The following is a 15,158-nucleotide window of genomic DNA, read 5'->3' as shown; positions in this document are numbered from 1 at the left end:
GAGACAGTAGTGACAGTTCAGGAATCCGCGGTGTCTGAAGCTTTCCGGACGACGACCTCTGGTCGCCCGTTCCGGAAAGTGATGACCATCCACGAATACCAGGCCAAGGAGTTGCTGCGGAAGTACGGTGTTGCCACGCCGCGCGGCCTGCCGTGTTCGTCGGCCGACGAAGCCGCGGAGGCTGCCACCCGCCTCGGCGGCAGGGCCTGGGTGGTCAAGGCGCAGATGCACGTGCGTGGCCGTGGCAAGGCAGGCGGTGTGAAGCAGGCCTGGTCGGTCGCCGACGTCCGGCGGCACGCGGAGGGCTTGCTCGGCTCGGCGCTGAGGACGCAGCAGACGGGCCCCGAAGGCCGCGTCGTGAAACGCCTGCTGGTGGAGGAGGGCGTCGAGATCGGGAAGAAGCTCTACCTCGGCATGGCGGTGGACCGCGAGTCCGGCTGCGTGGCAGTGATGGCGTCGGGACAGGCGGGCATCGAGCTTCGGGAGAAGGCAGCCTCGTTGCCGGAGAAGGTCCACAAGCTGCTGATCGATCCGGCCAAAGGCCTGAAGGCAGCCGACGCGGATGCCCTCGCGCGGGACATCGGCCTTGCAGGCAAGTCGATCGCAGAGGCGAATGTCCTCCTGCGGAACCTCTACCAGGCCTTCGACGCGAGCGATGCGTCGCGCCTGGAGATCGATCCGCTGGTGCTGACCCGCGAGGGCCGCCTGATTGCGCTGGACGCCAGTTTCGACTTCGACTCGAACGCGCTGTTCCGCCAACCCGCCATCGCGGCGATGCGCGATCGCGACGAAGAAGACCCCGCGGAATTCGAAGCGGCGGACGGCAACATCGGCTGCATCGTCAACGGACCGGGCCTGACGATGGCGACGATGGACATGATCCGGTTCTACGGCGGGACCCCGGCGAGCTTCCATGACGTGGGCAGCGCCGCGACCGACGGGAAGTTGTCCGAGGCATTCGAATGGATGTCGACGCATCCCAGGGTGCAGGCCATCCTCCTCAGCATCTTCGGCGGCGTCACGTCCTGCGACGTGATCGCCCATGGCGTGATCGCCGCGATCCGCAAGGCCGGGCGGACGGTGCCGCTGGTGGTGCACATGCGGGGGACGGACGAAAAGCTCGGCAGGGCCATCCTCGCGGAGTCGGGCCTCCCGGTCATGAACGCGAACGGCATGGCCGAGGCCGCGGAGCTGGTCGTGACCGCGGCCCGGCGAAAGATCTGAGATGTCGATCCTCGTCAACAAGCGCACGCTGGTGATGACCCAGGGCATTGCCTGCGAGACGGGGCGCTTTCACACGACCCTGTGCCGCGCCTACGGCAACGGCAGGAAGTGCTTCGTCGCCGGCGTGAGCGCGGACCACGCGGGCGAGTTCTTCGATGGCGTCCCGGTCTTCGCGACGGTGAGGGATGCCCGTGCCGCGACCGGCGCCACGGTCTCCGTCATCTACACGCCGCCGGACCTGGCCGCCGCGGCGATCGACGAAGCGATCGATGCCGAGCTGGACCTGGTCATCTGTGTCACGGAGGGCATCCCGGTCCGCGACATGATCCGCACGCTCGGGCGGCTCAAGGGCAGCCGGACGCTGCTGCTCGGGCCGAACTGCCCGGGCCTCATCACGCCCGACGAAATCAAGATCGGCATCATGCCCAGCGACATCCACCAGAGAGGCCGCATCGGCATCGTGTCGCGCTCGGGCACGCTGGCCCATGAAGCAGCCAGCCAGCTCAGGAGCTTCGGCATCGGGCAGTCGACCGTGGTCGGCATCGGGGGCGACCTGCCTGGCGGGCTCCAACTCGTCGACGTGCTGAAGATGTTCAACGACGACCCCCGCACCGACGCGGTGATCATGGTCGGCGAGATCGGCGGCGACACCGAGGAGCAATGCGCGTGCTGGATCCGCGAGCACATGCGCAAGCCGGTCGTCGGCTTCGTCGCCGGCGCGGCTGCGCCGCCGCACTGGCGCGCGGGCGACACGGGCGCCATCGCCACCAGCGTCAACGGAAGCGCGGAAGAAAAGATGGCGCTGATGAAGCAATGCGGCATTCACGTCACGCACAACCCGGCGGAGATCGGCAAGCTGCTGGCGTCGCTCGTCATGCCGGACTACCTCCCCTTCGACTGAGGACGCGACATGCACCACCAATGGCTCCGTTTCGACCACGCCGGCAAGACAGGCTTCGGCACACTGCATGGCGATCAGGTCCGGGAGCACCGGGGCGACATGTTCGGCGCTTGCGAGCCCACGGGCCGCGTGCTGGCCCTTGCCGACCTGCGGCTGCGCACACCCACCGAGCCGAGCAAGGTCATCGCGTTGTGGAACAACTTCCATGCGCTCGGCGAGAAGCTGGGCCTGCCGGTGCCGCTGGAGCCGCTGTACCTGCTGAAGGCGCCCAACTCGTACCTGGCGCACGGCGAACTCATTCGCAAGCCGCAGGGCGAGAGAAAGATCGTGTTCGAGGGCGAGCTCGGCATCGTCATCGGCAAGGTCTGCACGGCGGTCGCCGAAGCCGATGCGCTGGACCACGTGTTCGGCTACACCTGCTCGAACGACGTGACGGCGGCCGACATCCTGCACCGCGATGCATCCTTTCCACAATGGGTGCGTGCCAAGGGCTTCGACACCTTCTGCCCCATGGGCCCGGTGGTCGCCACCGGGCTCGATCCGTCGAAGCTCACGGTGACGACCCGGCTCAACGGCGAAGTCCGCCAGGACTACCCGATCAGCGACATGCGCTTCCCGGTGCCGCGACTGGTCAGCCTGATCTCCTACGACATGACGCTGCATCCCGGGGACGTCATCCTGTGCGGCACATCGATCGGCGTCGGGTCGATGAAGTCCGGCAGCCTGATCGAGGTCGAGATCGACGGCATCGGCAAGCTGGGCAACTACTTCGAGTGAGCCCGCCACAGAGATTCAACTACTGAGAATCGACATGAAGATTGCTGTGATCGGCGCGGGCGCCATCGGGGGACTCGTCGGCGCGAAGCTCGCGCTCGCCGGCGAGGACGTCACCTTCATCGTGCGCGGCGCCAACCTGGAGGCCATTGCACGCAACGGCTTCAAGCTCATCGCGCACGACGGCGCGGAGGAGGTGGCGCGCAACGTCAAGGCCACCGACCGCTACGACGAGGCCGGCCCGCAGGACGTCGTCATCCTCGCCATGAAGGCGCACCAGGTCGAAGCGGTGGCCGACGACGTTCCGAGACTGTTCGGCCCGGACACCGTGGTCGTGACGATGCAGAACGGCATACCGTTCTGGTACTTCCACAAGCACGGTGGCGCGCTCGAGGGCTCGCCGGTCCGCAGCGTCGATCCCGACGGAAGGGTCGCCGCGAAGATCCCGGCCGAGCGGGTCATCGGCTGCGTGGTGTATCCGGCCTCGGAACTGCTGGCGCCGGGAGTCGTCAGGCACATCGAGGGCGATCGCTTTCCCGTGGGCGAACTCGACGGGTCGTCGAGCGAGCGCGTGAATCGCGTCTCGGCCTGCCTGACAGGTGCCGGGTTCAAGGCCCCGGTGCTCGACAACATCCGCTCCGAGATATGGCTCAAGCTGTGGGGCAACCTGACCTTCAATCCGATCAGCAGCCTCTCGCATGCGACGCTGGTCGACATCTGCCAGTTTCCGCCCTCGCGGGAACTGGCCACTGCGATGATGAAAGAGGCGCAGGCCGTTGCCGGCAAGCTGGGCATCGAGTTCCGCGTGTCACTTGAAAAGCGCATTGCCGGCGCCGAGAAAGTCGGCAAGCACAAGACCTCCATGCTGCAGGACGTGGAAGCGGGACGCGCCCCGGAGATCGATGCGCTGGTGGGCGCCGTGGTCGAACTGGCGCGCCTCACCGACACGCCCACGCCGCACATCGACACGGTGCATTCACTGGTCAAGCTGCTCGCGCGGTCGATGGCGGATCAACGGGGCCACGTGCGTCTGCGCGAACTCGCCTGACCTCGCCGCATCCGGGTGAAGAACGCCACGTTGCGGCAGCTGAAGGTCTTCGAGGCCGTCGCGAGACTGTTGAGCTTCTCGCGCGCGGCGGAGGAACTCCACCTGACCCAACCCGCCGTGTCCACGCAGGTGCGCAAGCTCGAGGAGCACGCGGGCAACGCGCTGTTCGAGCAGTTCGGAAAGAAGATCTACCTGACTCCGGCGGGCGCGGAGTTGCTCCAGATCGCTCGCGCGATCATCCTGCAGTTCGAGGCGGCCGAGAGCGCGATGACGCAATTCAAGGGCGTCTCGGGCGGCCGGCTCAATGTCGGCGTCATCAGCGCCGGCGATTATTTCTTTCCGCGTCTGCTCGTGGACTTCGCGGGTCGCCATCGAGGCGTGAAGCTGAATTTCACGGTCCACAACCGGGAAGGGCTGTTGATCCATATCACCGAGAACCTGACCGACCTGGCGATCATGGTGCGGCCGCCTGCCGATCTCGACACTGTCAATCAGCCCTTTGCGCCGCACCCCTATGTCGTGGTCGCGGCGCCAGGTCATCCGCTGGTCGGCGTGAAACGGATTCCGCTCGCAAGGCTGATGCATGAGCCCTTCGTCGTGCGCGAGAAGGGCTCGGACACCCGGAACTCCATGGAAGAAGCCCTGGGTGGACAGCTGGCGGGAATCCACATCGCCATGGAGATCCGCAGCACGGAGACGATCAAGCAGGCCGTGATTGCCGGCATGGGCGTCAGCTTCGTGTCCGCTCACACGGTCAGCCAGGAACTGAGGTCCGGCAGCCTTTGTGTTCTCGACGTGCAGGGACTTCCGCTGATCCTCAACTGGTATGTCGTGCATCGGAGAAGCAAGCGCCTGCCTCCGGTGGCACAGGCCTTCAAGGACTTTCTCGTGAGCGACGGGACTGCGCTGATCTCGCAGATCGTCCCGGTGCCGAGCCTCTGATTCGCCGCGGGCGGCGCGGCTTCGCCCTCAGCGCAGGCCGACTCGCGAGGCGTGCCACCGCAACACCGCTGCACGCGCGGGGTCCCGGGCTTCGATGGCATTGGCCCTCACCTGCAGGGCGCGCATTTCTTCCACTTCTTCGATGATCGAGCGCGGGCTCAACAGCGCTTGCACAAGCGTCTGGGTTTCTTCGGCAAGGGTGTTCAGTGCACGGAGCAAGCGGTCGGACATACCCGCGATTTTTGCTGATCGGTGAACGACGGACATCAAGGAGTTCCTTTTCGAGTGGATCGGGACTGTGGCGTGCAAGGTTCAGGCCCGAGTGAACAACATCTTCGTCGCGGCTTCTCGATAAGTAAAACGAGATTTATTGCCAGTTGAATGCAAAAATATTGCATCCAAAGGGTTGGCATGGACATCACTCTAGCTCGGACCTTCCTGGAGATCGTCGAGACGCAGAGCTTCCAGCGCGCCGCGCAGAAGCTGAACGTCACGCAGACCTCCATCAGCGCGCGTGTGCGGACGCTGGAGCAATTGCTGGAGCGCCGGCTCTTCGTGCGCAACAAGGCCGGCGCGGCGCTCACCCGGGCCGGCGAGCAGTTCCTGCCGCACGCGACCATGCTCGTGCAGGTCTGGGAGCGTGCGCGCCATCAGGTGGCCGTGCCGGTCGGCAGCCGCGCCGTGCTGGCCGCGGGGTGCGAGATCAGCCTCTGGGACCCGCTGCTGCTGCGATGGCTGCTGCAACTTCGCGCCGCAGACGCCAGCCTGGCGATCCGCACCGAGGTGGGCTTTCCGCACGACCTGCTCGACAAGGTCGCCGCCGGGGTGCTCGACATTGCCATCGCGTACGCGCCGCAGCAGCGTCCCGGTCTCCGGGTGGAGCTTCTCATCGAGGAAAAGCTCGTCATGGTGACCACGGCGAAACACGCGCGCATTCCGCAGCCGGCGGACTACGTCTATGTCGACTGGGGCCCCGAGTTCGCGACGCAGCACGACCTCGCGTTTCCCGAGCTCTCGCATGCCGCAGTGAGTGCCGGCCTCGGTCCGCTCGGCCGTGAGTTCCTTCTTGCCGCTGGCGGCACGGGCTATTTCCGGCTCGATGTGGTCCGCGCCCATCTGGAATCGGGCCATCTTCGCCGGGTGCCGGACACGCCTGAATTCCTGTATCCGGCCTACGCTGTGTATGCCGTCGGTGCCGATCCGAAAATCGTTGAACCCGCGCTGGCCGTCCTGCGCCAGGTCGCGAGCGCAGGCCCGGGGCCGATCGCGGCGCGGCAGCCCTAGACGAGGGTGGGAGCCGGTTCTCCGAGTCCGTGCGCGACGGTCAGCTCGTGGACCTGGAGGGAGCTTTCATAGATCAGGCAGAGAGGCATGGTGATGAACACCATGCCCGCCGTGTAGATGATCAGGCTGGTCACCGGAAAGCTCGCATTGCTCAGGCAGGGGATTGAAGCAACCAGTGCGACTCCGGCGACCAGCAAGGTCACCACCCGCAGGATCTCGCGCAGCCTGGTGGTGCGCCGGAAGCCCTGCGGATCGCATCTTTCGCGGTCCGAGCGAGTGAATCGGCTTTCGTCTTGATTCGAATCCATCTTCTCTCCTCGGTCGGCGAAATTGCCTGTCCGTACCATTTGGCTCCGTCCGCATCGACACGACAACCGCGATCATTTCCTCATTGACTGCGTGACGGTCGTTGTGCAATACGCCCCGGCTCGGGGCAGGGCGCGGCGCCGCTAGTAGAGCTGCGGCAAGCCTGCGCGAATTGCCGCCGGCACGTTGGGTTCGCTCAGGATGCGGGCGAGAAAGTGGGGATCGTCGGCGACGGTGAGCGGATCGAGTTCGATCGGTCCGAGGATGGTCGACAGGGGCGGCGACTTGGCGCTCGCCGCCTGCAGGTTCGGGCCCGTGAAGTCGCGAGGCCCGGCAAATGGCAGGCGAGGCCGCTGGTCCACGCCCGTGTCCTTGATCTCGTCCAGTGCCAATCCCCAGACGGCGCGTCTCGGAGCATCCGCCGACATCAGCGCCGGCTTTCTGACCTTCGGCTTCTCGATGTCGCGCGCCAGGCTCTTCAGGTTCTTGAACGCCTTCTTCAACGCTGCGGTCGCTGCCTTCAGGCTCACCTGGCCGACGTCGGGGTCTCCGGTTTCCTGCGCCAGGAACACCTGGCGACTCTGGCCGCCGACCTTCAACGCCTCGCCCTTGGCGCCGAGTGCCTGCATGGCCGACGGGATGCCGTAGCGGGCGACGCCGTTGATGACCACCAGGCGGATGTCGGTCTCCCTGGCCCGGATGAAGGCCTCGCAGGGCTCTCCGGCCGCACCGTCCATCACGACCAGGTCGGCGCGCTTGTCGGCTTCGATGGAGCCGAGCGCTTGTTCCCATTTCAGGATCTTGGCGGCGTCGCGAGTCGCCATGGCCAGCAGGTCGCGCGCCGTGAAGAGGTTGTTGAGCATGTGCTGCGAGTAGAGCCAGGCCACCTTCAGCTCGCCCAGAAGGTTCTTGCTGCCGGAGGGCGACCAGTCGCTTCCGAGCCCGATGCGGACCTTTGCCGCGCGGGCGGCGTCGACGCGCGCGGTGGCGCCATAGAGCAGCAGGTTGCTCAGGGGCGACCAGACCATCGAGCCCTTCAGCTTGCCCATGACCTCGAAGTCCTCCGCCAGGAGACCGGCGGAATGGATCGCCGCCAGGCGGTCGTTGATGGCCCATTCGTCGGGTGCCACCTCCAGCGCCAGGAAATGCTTGCGGGCCGGGGATTCGGTTTCGCCGTCCGGCGTGATGCCTTCGCTCAGGTGCAGCAGGAAGCAGCTGTCTTCCTTGTTGAGCCGCTTGAGGAAGGATCGCGCGTTCTTCGCATCCACGTCGTCGATTCGTGCCTGCGCTTCCGACAGCAGCGGATCGTCCGTTTGCTCCACGTTGCGCAGGATGCCGCGGTAGTAGCGCCGGATGCCGGCATTGCTGTTGAGCATGATCCCCTGGCTGGTCGTCACCCCGCCCAGGAGGCATTTGCATTCGACGTAGCGCACGAGCGGCGCGATGAGCGCGGCGTTCCCCTTCGCATCGCGGTGTTCGCCGACGACCGTCATCGGCCCGCTGATCAGGCGCCGGTAGTCGGGATGCTTCGGCCATTGGCCCCGGTTCTGGTAGAGCTTGGGCACCGGGCTCCAGAGCGTCAGGGCATTGAAGCTCAGGTGGTTGTGAAGCTCGATGAGCCCAGGGTAGATGCTTCCGCCCGTCTCCACGACCTTGACGCCGGCGAAATCGGCCGGCGGCTTCCTTGCCCTGTCCTGCACGGCGACGATCGTGCCGCGATCGACATACACCACGCCGTCATCCAGGACCGTGAACGCATCGTCCATCGTCACGACGCGCCCCGCGAGGGCAAACCTGGGGCCGGTCAGCGGGTCGATGGGCGGCGGCTTCCTCGCCGCTGCGGCGGCGCCTCGTGGCTGTGCCGCGGGCTGCTGGCCGCTCAAGGGGTACCACTGGCGCTCCACGTGCTTCATGACACAACGCCCGTGCTGACCGTGATCGTGATGTTGCGCCGCTTGGCCAGGGCGTCCGCGCCGGCTCGCCGCGCCCATCCGTCGTTCTCGCGCATCCACAGCGGCAGGCCGGCGGGAAAGTCCTGGTCCGGAATCCTCAGCCGGTCGTTGGCCGCCCAGGTGTCGCCGTAGAGCGCGAGCGCAGTCGCAACATCCGGATGCGTGACGTTCTGATGGACTGCCTGCAGCGCAGCATTCCAGTTCTGCAGCATCTTCTTCGTCGCGGCCGCGAGCTTGGCCTTGTCGTTGTTCGACGAACTCTCCGGCTGGGTCGGATGCGTGATCGCGACGAAGGGAACCTGCAGGCCTTGTCCATCGGCGCTGGCCTGCCACAGCGTCCATGCGGTCTGGGCGGCCTGGCCGAGCGCAATGACCAGTTCGATGTTCTGGCCGATGAGCAGGGCCTTCAGCCAACGGTTGCGATAGTCGACGAGCGCCGGGTTCCTGGACGTTGCCGCCTTCACGCTTCCGAAGACGCTGTAGAGGTAGGTGTTGACGCAGACGTAGCTCTTCGTGATGCCGAGCTTGGCGAGAAGACCCTGCACCCGCCGTCCCGCCTCGCCGACGAGGATGCGCCGGATGACGGTTTCGTGCTGGGCCGGGTCCTGTCCGATCACGAGGACTCGCGCCGATCCGTCGAGACGGCCCCGGTGAAAGATCGGGCCCCATTCCACCCTGAACTGACCGGGGGGATAGACGGTCTCCTCGGGGTATTCCGCGCACAGCGTCAGGAAGGGCTCGGCCGTGTAGCCTGGGTCGAACGGATGCACCTTGGGTTCCTCCGTGGCGTTTGTCCGGTTGCGAGGTTGGACGCTCGTTTTCTTCGGGCTGGATACGAGCGCTGAATCCGGCAGGACCATCATCGGGGGGCGCAGCATCCTGGGCATCGCCGTCCCACTCAGACCAGGCTGTCGTCCGGCAGCACCTTGGGGGCAAAGATCGGAAGTGCGTGCAATGGCTCTTCGCCGCCATGGGCCGCCATCAAGCCGGCCTCCGCCAGCGCCTGCAGATTGGGCAATGCGTACGGCTCGGCCGCAGCCAGGTCGACCACGTACCCCAGATCCTGCAGGCTCGCGACGGTGACGCGGCTCAGGGGATTGTTCGGGGCGGCGATGAAGCCCGACATGAGTTCGTTCCTGAACACGGTCTCGCGCCAGTGGCTGTTCATGGTTCCGGGGCCTCCCGTGTTCTCCACGGGGACGGCCGTCGGCCCGGCGCCCTTCAGCGCGCCGAACTCCTTCTTGGCCGCGGCTCCCGTGAAGCGAGGATTGGTCGTGGTGCCTCCAGAGAGCAGCTTCTTGAGTTCCCACACCGTGCCGATGCCGATCACGTGGCCCATCTCGTGCGTGATGACATCGACCAGCGTCCCATCCGCCTGCATCGCCGCGAGGTCCGCCGTGTCGAACGACATCAGCCCCTTGGCCGGGAGGAACGCGTGGACGCCTGCGGAGGCTGGCCGCAGGTGCGTCGGCCCCGCCTGCCCCAGGATCTTGCCCGGCCCGTCGATCGCAACGCCCTGGGCCATGATCAGCAGGTCGTCGATGACCTCGCCGCTGACGGTCACGCTCGGCACGTCGCCGATGATGACCTTCGACCAACGCTTCGCCGCGGTCTTGAAGGCATTCTTCTGTGTGGCCGTCAGCCCGGCGACGAAGCGAACCTCGATCTTGTAGGCGGACTTGATGGCGGCTGCGCTCGCGTTCGCCTTGACGCTGGCGTGGGCGACAAAGGTTTCGATGGCCGGCTGGCCCTTCTTCTTCTTGGAGCTTGCCATGATGTATGCCTCCGGGGCGGACGTGCGGAGCGGTCAGGGCATGCGCCGGACCTCCGCGACCCGGGCGCACGCGGCATCGTAGTCCTGTCAGGGCCATGTCGGCATCCACCGATGGGTGGATGTCCTTCAATTCGCACGCAGCGGGTTTGGCGCCTTGCGGAGATGGCCTTCGCGCCTCTACGCTACGTCTTGTCGTTCGCTTCCATCCATCGGCAATGATCGCAAAGCGCTTCGTGGTGATCTTCGTCTCGCGCCGCAATTCCCTGCGCAGCATCCTGGCCCAGGCCTGCCTGGCGCACCTTGGCAGGGATCGCTTTTCCGCCTATTCGTGCGGCCACCCGGCCCACGTCAGCGACCGGGTCCATCCCGCCGCCATCGCCGCACTCGCCAGCGCGGGCATGCCGGTGCCGCTGTCGCAGCCTCATGGCTGGGACGACATGATCCGGTGGAGTTCTCCGCACGCGAATTTCGTGATCACCCTCGACGAAACCACCTTGCCGGTCCAACCCAACTGGCCCGGGCAGCCTGATGCGGCCTTGTGGTCCTTTCCGGATATCGCCGCTCTCGACAGCGCCGGGGAAATCGATCGTGCAGCACTCCAGATGCTGTATGCGCTGCGCCGTCGACTGGAGCTGTTGACCAGCCTGCCGCTGCACAGCGCGGACCCGGCGGCGATCCGCTCTGACGTGCGCGACCTGGCGCACATGCAGTAGCCCGCGAGTAGCCCGCGATGGCGAGACTTTCCTCACGCCCCGCTTGGGTTTCTGCGGGGCGGGAGAAACATCCCGGGACCGTCTTCAGCAATGCTTAAGGATCGGCGCGGAGACTGATTTCATGGCAAAGGAAATCGTCCTGAGGCCGACCGAAAAAGGATTCATCGCCATGAAGAAGTCTGCTGCCCCGAAGCCGCTCACACCGTCCCAGATCAAGCTCGTGCTCGAACTGCTCGAGTTGTCCCCGCTCGCCCCGAAGGAGACGGCCGCAAGGTTCAATCGGTTGACCCAGGTGGGTGCCTTCTCCGAGGCGCAACAGGATGCGATCGAGATCCTCTTCGCGCTGGACGAGGACGAGATCCCCGACGCCCTGTTCGAGTTTGCCGATGACGACGCCCGGGACATCGTTCGCGACGGGCTGGCGCACGAGGCGCACCTCCGTTTCGTTGCAGCCTGAAAAGCGTTCGGCCGGCCAGGAGCCGGGCGGCAGGTTCTGAAAAAGGCGGGGAGTGGGTGAAGTCGAGGCCGCAGTCCAAGGAGCTTCGTTCCCGTGGACTGCGCCCGACAGATGAAGCGTGACAGCAGCAGGCGGATTGTGCTGTTCGTGCCATTGCGGAGACATAAGATTCCTCCGAATCGAGCCCTCGGAGAGCCGACCGGTCCGGCCCCGTCGCTCCTTGTCCTCAATAGGAAGGCAGCCGCTTCACGCAATGGCGGATCTCTTCCATCAGTGCCAGTGCGCACGGCGCCGCCAGGGCGCCGCCGCGCTGCGTGATCCCGATCTGCCGCCGGGTGCTGGCCAGCGGAAAGTTCAGCACCACCAGGGTCCCGGCCTCGATCTCGTAGTGAAGCTGATGCGCGGAGATGGCCGTCACCATGTCGCTTCGCAGCAGCAGTCCGCGCAGCAGCGCCAGGTCGCCCGTCTCGACGGCGGGCTCCGGCGCCGATTGCCCCGCGTGATGGAAGAAGCGCTCCAGCAGTTCGCGCGAGGGCGAGCCCCGCCGCGACAACACCCAGCCCGCCTGCCGCAACTGCGCGAAGCCGATGTCCGGCGCCGTGGCGAGCGGATGGTCCGCGCGGGCAATCAATGAAATGCGGTCGTCGAACAGGGGCTCCTGCACCAGATCCCTTGCTTCGGCCTCGGGCCGCAACGCCCCCAGGATGAAGTCCACCTCGCCGCTGCGCAATGCGGCGGCGAGCACCTCGTAGGGGCTCTCCACGGTGCCGACGTGCACCCGTGGATGCTCGGCCAGCAGCGCCGAGATGGCCGCAGGCAGCACCAGCGTCCGCGACAACGGCAGCGCGCCGACCATGACGCTGCCCTGCACGACGCCCTGGATCGCCGCCAGATCGGAATCGAGGCTGCGCAGTTCGGCCAATGCGCGCTTGCAGCGGAACGCGAGCAGCTCGCCGGATCGCGTCGGCCGCACGCCGCGCGCCGAACGCGTGAAGAGGGCGCAGCCGGATCGCTCTTCCAGATCACGCACCAGTGCACTGAGTGCGGGCTGCGTCACGCCGAAGGCGCGCGCGACGGCAGGCATGTTGTGCATTTCGGCCAGGCCGGCGAAGAGCGCCAGCCGTCGCCCGCTGAACATGGCCGTCAGCAGGCCCCGCGCATCCAGCCTGCGCGCGCCATCGCTCGGCAGCAACTCCAGGCTGGCCGCGACGAATTCCTGCTCCACACGCACCGCGCGCGCGAACACGGCCTTGCCGTAGACGGTCAGCAGCATGCCTCGCGCCCTGCGCTCGAAGAGGGGGACGCCCAGCGATGCCTCCAGTTCGCCGACCGCGCGCGTGACCGCGGATGCCACGCGGAACAGGTTCTCGGCGGCCTGCGTCACGCTGCCGCTCGTCGCGACGCTCGCGAAAGCCTGCAGGTGCCGCAGGTTGATCGCAAAGGGATCCGGCTGCGCAACCCGGGGCTTCTCGATAACTTTTGTCGATGGCAAGGTGAAGGCTCCGGCAGGGTAGCTTCAAGTAACGGACGGGGTGTGAGGTGTAAAGGGTAAACCCTCGGTCAATAAAAAAGTGAGAACGCAGCGAAATTAGAACTCACACCGGACGCAGCCCTTTCGGCCGAGACTACGGCCCATGTCGACGATCTCCTTCAGCAGCCTCGATGCGATCCCTTGCGTGTGGATGCGCGGCGGCACCTCCAAGGCCGCCTTTTTCCACGCGGGCGACCTGCCCAGCGAACCGGGCGCGCGCGACGCGCTCATCCTCGCCGCGATGGGCCATCCCGACGCACGGCAGATCGACGGCATCGGCGGCGGCAATCCGCTCACCACCAAGGTGGCGATCATTTCGCGCTCGAAGGATTCGCGCGCCGACGTGGACTACCTGTTCGGCCAGGTGGTGGCGGGCGAGTCGCGTGTCGACTATGCGCCCACCTGCGGCAACATCCTCGCGGCCGTCGGGCCGTTCGCGCTGGAAGAGGGCCTTGTCGCAACGCAGCCGCAGGAATCCGTGGTGCGCATCCGCATGGTCAACACCAACTCCTACTGCGACGCCGTCGTGCAGACGCCCGGCGGTCGGGTGGCCTACAGCGGCGACACGCACATCAGCGGCGTACCCGGCGAAGGTTCTCCGATCGAGCTGCGCTTCTCCGACATCGTGGGTTCGAGCTGCGGCGCATTGCTGCCGACGGGCGAGGCCACCGATCGCATCGACGGCGTCGACGTCACCTGCATCGACAACGGCATGCCGGTCGTCGTGATGCGTGCTGCGGACCTCGGCTGCACCGGCAACGAGACGCCGGCCGAACTGGACGCCAACTCAGCGCTCAAGGCGCGCATCGAGTCGATCCGCCTCCAGGCCGGCCAGCGCATGGGGCTGGGCGACGTGAGCGCCAAGGTCGTGCCCAAGATGACGCTGGTGTCGCCCGCGCAAGCCGGCGGCTCGCTGAACACGCGCACCTTCATCCCGCGCAAGTGCCACGACGCCATCGGCGTGCTGGGCGCGGTCTCGGTGGCCTCGGCCTGCGTGCTGCCGGGCACCGTGACCGAGCCGCTGTGCCGCCTGGGGCCGGCGCCGCGGCACGACCTGTCGGTGGAGCACCCGACCGGCGAATTCACCGTGCGCCTGCTGATGGACGAGAGCGGCCTCGCCATCGCCGGCGCCGCACTCCTGCGCACCGCACGTCCGCTCTTTCGCGGCCAGGTGCTGGTGCCACGCAACCCCTGAATCGAAGAGAAGACTGGAAACTGCATGATCATCGACTGCCACGGTCACTACACCACTGCCCCCAAGGCCCTGGAGGAATGGCGCAACCGCCAGATCGCCAGCCTCGGCAATCCGGCGGAGACGCCATCGCCCTCGTCGCTCAAGATCAGCGACGACGAGCTGCGCGAATCCATCGAAAGCAACCAGCTCCAGAAGATGCGCGAGCGCGGCAGCGACCTGACCATCTTCTCGCCGCGTGCGAGCTTCATGGCGCACCACATCGGCAACTTCGAGACGAGCGCCACCTGGGCCGCGATCTGCAACGAGCTGTGCCACCGCGTCGCGCAGCTCTTTCCGGACCACTTCATCGGCGCGGCCATGCTGCCGCAGTCGCCTGGCGTCGATCCGCGCACCTGCATTCCGGAACTGGAGCGTTGCGTCAAGGACTACGGCTTCGTCGGCATCAATCTCAACCCCGATCCGTCCGGTGGGCACTGGACCTCGCCGCCGCTGTCGGACCGCCACTGGTATCCGATCTACGAGAAGATGGTCGAGCACGACATCCCGGCGATGGTGCACGTGAGCACGAGCTGCAATGCCTGCTTCCACACCACCGGCGCGCACTACCTGAATGCCGACACCACGGCCTTCATGCAGTGCCTGACTTCCGATCTGTTCAAGGACTTCCCGACGCTGCGCTTCGTGATCCCGCATGGCGGCGGCGCGGTGCCCTACCACTGGGGACGCTTCCGCGGTCTCGCGCAGGAGCTGAAGAAGCCGCTGCTGAAGGACCACCTGCTCAACAACATCTTCTTCGACACCTGCGTCTACCACCAGCCGGGCATCGACCTGCTGACGCGCGTGATCCCGGTCGACAACATCCTCTTCGCCAGCGAGATGATCGGCGCCGTGCGCGGCATCGATCCGGAAACCGGCTTCCCCTACGACGACACGCGCCGCTACATCGACGCGACGCCGATGCTCGACGACGACGCGCGCTACAAGGTCTACGAGGGCAATGCCCGCCGCGTCTATCCGCGCCTCGATCGCGCATTGACTGCCAAGGGACTCTGAACAC

Annotated in this window: 16 protein-coding genes; 10 read left to right on the top strand and 6 right to left on the bottom strand. The window is 66.4% G+C overall.

What is annotated here, in order from left to right; translation table 11 throughout:
- Nucleotides 1-81: 81 nt before the first annotated feature.
- The 5 genes from sucC to QTH90_RS16530 are packed head-to-tail and all read left to right on the top strand — an operon-like array spanning nucleotide 82 to nucleotide 4,889.
- Nucleotides 82-1,224: an ADP-forming succinate--CoA ligase subunit beta gene (sucC, locus tag QTH90_RS16550; protein WP_286665659.1), complete on the top strand. Its 1,143-nt coding sequence runs from the start codon at nucleotides 82-84 to the stop codon at nucleotides 1,222-1,224.
- A gap of 1 nt (nucleotide 1,225) precedes the next feature.
- Nucleotides 1,226-2,125: a succinate--CoA ligase subunit alpha gene (sucD, locus tag QTH90_RS16545; RefSeq protein WP_286665658.1), complete on the top strand. Its 900-nt coding sequence runs from the start codon at nucleotides 1,226-1,228 to the stop codon at nucleotides 2,123-2,125.
- A 9-nt stretch (nucleotides 2,126-2,134) separates the two neighbouring features.
- Nucleotides 2,135-2,902, top strand: coding sequence for a fumarylacetoacetate hydrolase family protein (locus tag QTH90_RS16540; RefSeq protein WP_286665657.1), 768 nt, complete (start codon nucleotides 2,135-2,137; stop codon nucleotides 2,900-2,902).
- A gap of 34 nt (nucleotides 2,903-2,936) precedes the next feature.
- Nucleotides 2,937-3,947 (top strand): 2-dehydropantoate 2-reductase, encoded by a 1,011-nt coding sequence (locus QTH90_RS16535; RefSeq protein WP_286665656.1) that lies wholly within the window; start codon nucleotides 2,937-2,939, stop codon nucleotides 3,945-3,947.
- Between the two features lie 15 nt (nucleotides 3,948-3,962).
- A complete protein-coding gene (locus QTH90_RS16530; RefSeq protein WP_286665655.1) occupies nucleotides 3,963-4,889 on the top strand; it encodes a LysR family transcriptional regulator in 927 nt (308 codons plus the stop codon).
- Between the two features lie 27 nt (nucleotides 4,890-4,916).
- Here QTH90_RS16530 and QTH90_RS16525 read toward each other — a convergent pair whose 3' ends face one another.
- Nucleotides 4,917-5,156 carry a hypothetical protein gene (locus tag QTH90_RS16525; protein ID WP_286665654.1) on the bottom strand — a complete coding sequence of 80 codons (240 nt, stop codon included), beginning with the start codon at nucleotides 5,154-5,156 and terminating at the stop codon, nucleotides 4,917-4,919.
- Between the two features lie 144 nt (nucleotides 5,157-5,300).
- On the opposite strand from QTH90_RS16525, the gene QTH90_RS16520 reads away from it, so the two are divergent.
- A complete protein-coding gene (locus QTH90_RS16520) occupies nucleotides 5,301-6,173 on the top strand; it encodes a LysR family transcriptional regulator (RefSeq protein ID WP_286665653.1) in 873 nt (290 codons plus the stop codon).
- On the opposite strand, the gene QTH90_RS16515 is transcribed toward QTH90_RS16520, so the two are convergent.
- From QTH90_RS16515 to QTH90_RS16500, 4 genes are all read right to left on the bottom strand, one after another.
- Nucleotides 6,170-6,481 carry a hypothetical protein gene (locus QTH90_RS16515; protein WP_286665652.1) on the bottom strand — a complete coding sequence of 104 codons (312 nt, stop codon included), beginning with the start codon at nucleotides 6,479-6,481 and terminating at the stop codon, nucleotides 6,170-6,172. The two genes, QTH90_RS16520 and QTH90_RS16515, sit on opposite strands and share 4 nt — an antisense overlap.
- Before the next feature lie 141 nt (nucleotides 6,482-6,622).
- The gene (locus tag QTH90_RS16510) at nucleotides 6,623-8,392 is read right to left on the bottom strand and encodes an amidohydrolase family protein (protein ID WP_286665651.1); all 1,770 of its coding nucleotides are present in this window, start codon (nucleotides 8,390-8,392) and stop codon (nucleotides 6,623-6,625) included.
- Nucleotides 8,389-9,201: a uracil-DNA glycosylase family protein gene (locus QTH90_RS16505; RefSeq protein WP_286665650.1), complete on the bottom strand. Its 813-nt coding sequence runs from the start codon at nucleotides 9,199-9,201 to the stop codon at nucleotides 8,389-8,391. Before QTH90_RS16505 ends, QTH90_RS16510 begins: the two co-directional genes overlap by 4 nt.
- Nucleotides 9,202-9,329: 128 nt before the next feature.
- The gene (locus QTH90_RS16500) at nucleotides 9,330-10,205 is read right to left on the bottom strand and encodes a leishmanolysin-related zinc metalloendopeptidase (RefSeq protein WP_286665649.1); all 876 of its coding nucleotides are present in this window, start codon (nucleotides 10,203-10,205) and stop codon (nucleotides 9,330-9,332) included.
- Between the two features lie 215 nt (nucleotides 10,206-10,420).
- Here QTH90_RS16500 and QTH90_RS16495 point away from each other — a divergent pair, with 215 nt between their 5' ends.
- Nucleotides 10,421-10,918, top strand: a complete 498-nt coding sequence (locus QTH90_RS16495) for an arsenate reductase/protein-tyrosine-phosphatase family protein (protein ID WP_286665648.1) — start codon at nucleotides 10,421-10,423, stop codon at nucleotides 10,916-10,918.
- Between the two features lie 169 nt (nucleotides 10,919-11,087).
- Nucleotides 11,088-11,375, top strand: coding sequence for a hypothetical protein (locus QTH90_RS16490; RefSeq protein ID WP_286665647.1), 288 nt, complete (start codon nucleotides 11,088-11,090; stop codon nucleotides 11,373-11,375).
- A gap of 226 nt (nucleotides 11,376-11,601) precedes the next feature.
- On the opposite strand, the gene QTH90_RS16485 is transcribed toward QTH90_RS16490, so the two are convergent.
- Entirely contained in the window at nucleotides 11,602-12,867 is a 1,266-nt protein-coding gene (locus tag QTH90_RS16485) for a LysR family transcriptional regulator (RefSeq protein WP_286665646.1), read from the bottom strand.
- Between the two features lie 142 nt (nucleotides 12,868-13,009).
- On the opposite strand from QTH90_RS16485, the gene QTH90_RS16480 reads away from it, so the two are divergent.
- Nucleotides 13,010-14,101: a 4-oxalomesaconate tautomerase gene (locus tag QTH90_RS16480; RefSeq protein ID WP_286665645.1), complete on the top strand. Its 1,092-nt coding sequence runs from the start codon at nucleotides 13,010-13,012 to the stop codon at nucleotides 14,099-14,101.
- A gap of 24 nt (nucleotides 14,102-14,125) precedes the next feature.
- A complete protein-coding gene (locus tag QTH90_RS16475) occupies nucleotides 14,126-15,154 on the top strand; it encodes an amidohydrolase family protein (protein WP_286665644.1) in 1,029 nt (342 codons plus the stop codon).
- Nucleotides 15,155-15,158 lie beyond the last annotated feature (4 nt).

Origin of the sequence: Variovorax flavidus (assembly GCF_030317145.1) — a bacterium.
Taxonomy (GTDB): Bacteria; Pseudomonadota; Gammaproteobacteria; order Burkholderiales; family Burkholderiaceae_C; genus Variovorax; species Variovorax flavidus.
Note: the sequence above shows the minus strand (reverse complement) of the source record. Positions and strands in the feature narration are given on the sequence as shown.

Coding starts and splice junctions, on each gene's coding strand:
- sucC (WP_286665659.1), top strand. CDS start 82: ATGACCATCCACGAATACCAGGCCAAGGAGTTGCTGCGGAAGTACGGT.
- sucD (WP_286665658.1), top strand. CDS start 1,226: ATGTCGATCCTCGTCAACAAGCGCACGCTGGTGATGACCCAGGGCATT.
- QTH90_RS16540 (WP_286665657.1), top strand. CDS start 2,135: ATGCACCACCAATGGCTCCGTTTCGACCACGCCGGCAAGACAGGCTTC.
- QTH90_RS16535 (WP_286665656.1), top strand. CDS start 2,937: ATGAAGATTGCTGTGATCGGCGCGGGCGCCATCGGGGGACTCGTCGGC.
- QTH90_RS16525 (WP_286665654.1), bottom strand. CDS start 5,156: ATGTCCGTCGTTCACCGATCAGCAAAAATCGCGGGTATGTCCGACCGC.
- QTH90_RS16520 (WP_286665653.1), top strand. CDS start 5,301: ATGGACATCACTCTAGCTCGGACCTTCCTGGAGATCGTCGAGACGCAG.
- QTH90_RS16515 (WP_286665652.1), bottom strand. CDS start 6,481: ATGGATTCGAATCAAGACGAAAGCCGATTCACTCGCTCGGACCGCGAA.
- QTH90_RS16510 (WP_286665651.1), bottom strand. CDS start 8,392: ATGAAGCACGTGGAGCGCCAGTGGTACCCCTTGAGCGGCCAGCAGCCC.
- QTH90_RS16500 (WP_286665649.1), bottom strand. CDS start 10,205: ATGGCAAGCTCCAAGAAGAAGAAGGGCCAGCCGGCCATCGAAACCTTT.
- QTH90_RS16495 (WP_286665648.1), top strand. CDS start 10,421: ATGATCGCAAAGCGCTTCGTGGTGATCTTCGTCTCGCGCCGCAATTCC.
- QTH90_RS16490 (WP_286665647.1), top strand. CDS start 11,088: ATGAAGAAGTCTGCTGCCCCGAAGCCGCTCACACCGTCCCAGATCAAG.
- QTH90_RS16480 (WP_286665645.1), top strand. CDS start 13,010: ATGTCGACGATCTCCTTCAGCAGCCTCGATGCGATCCCTTGCGTGTGG.
- QTH90_RS16475 (WP_286665644.1), top strand. CDS start 14,126: ATGATCATCGACTGCCACGGTCACTACACCACTGCCCCCAAGGCCCTG.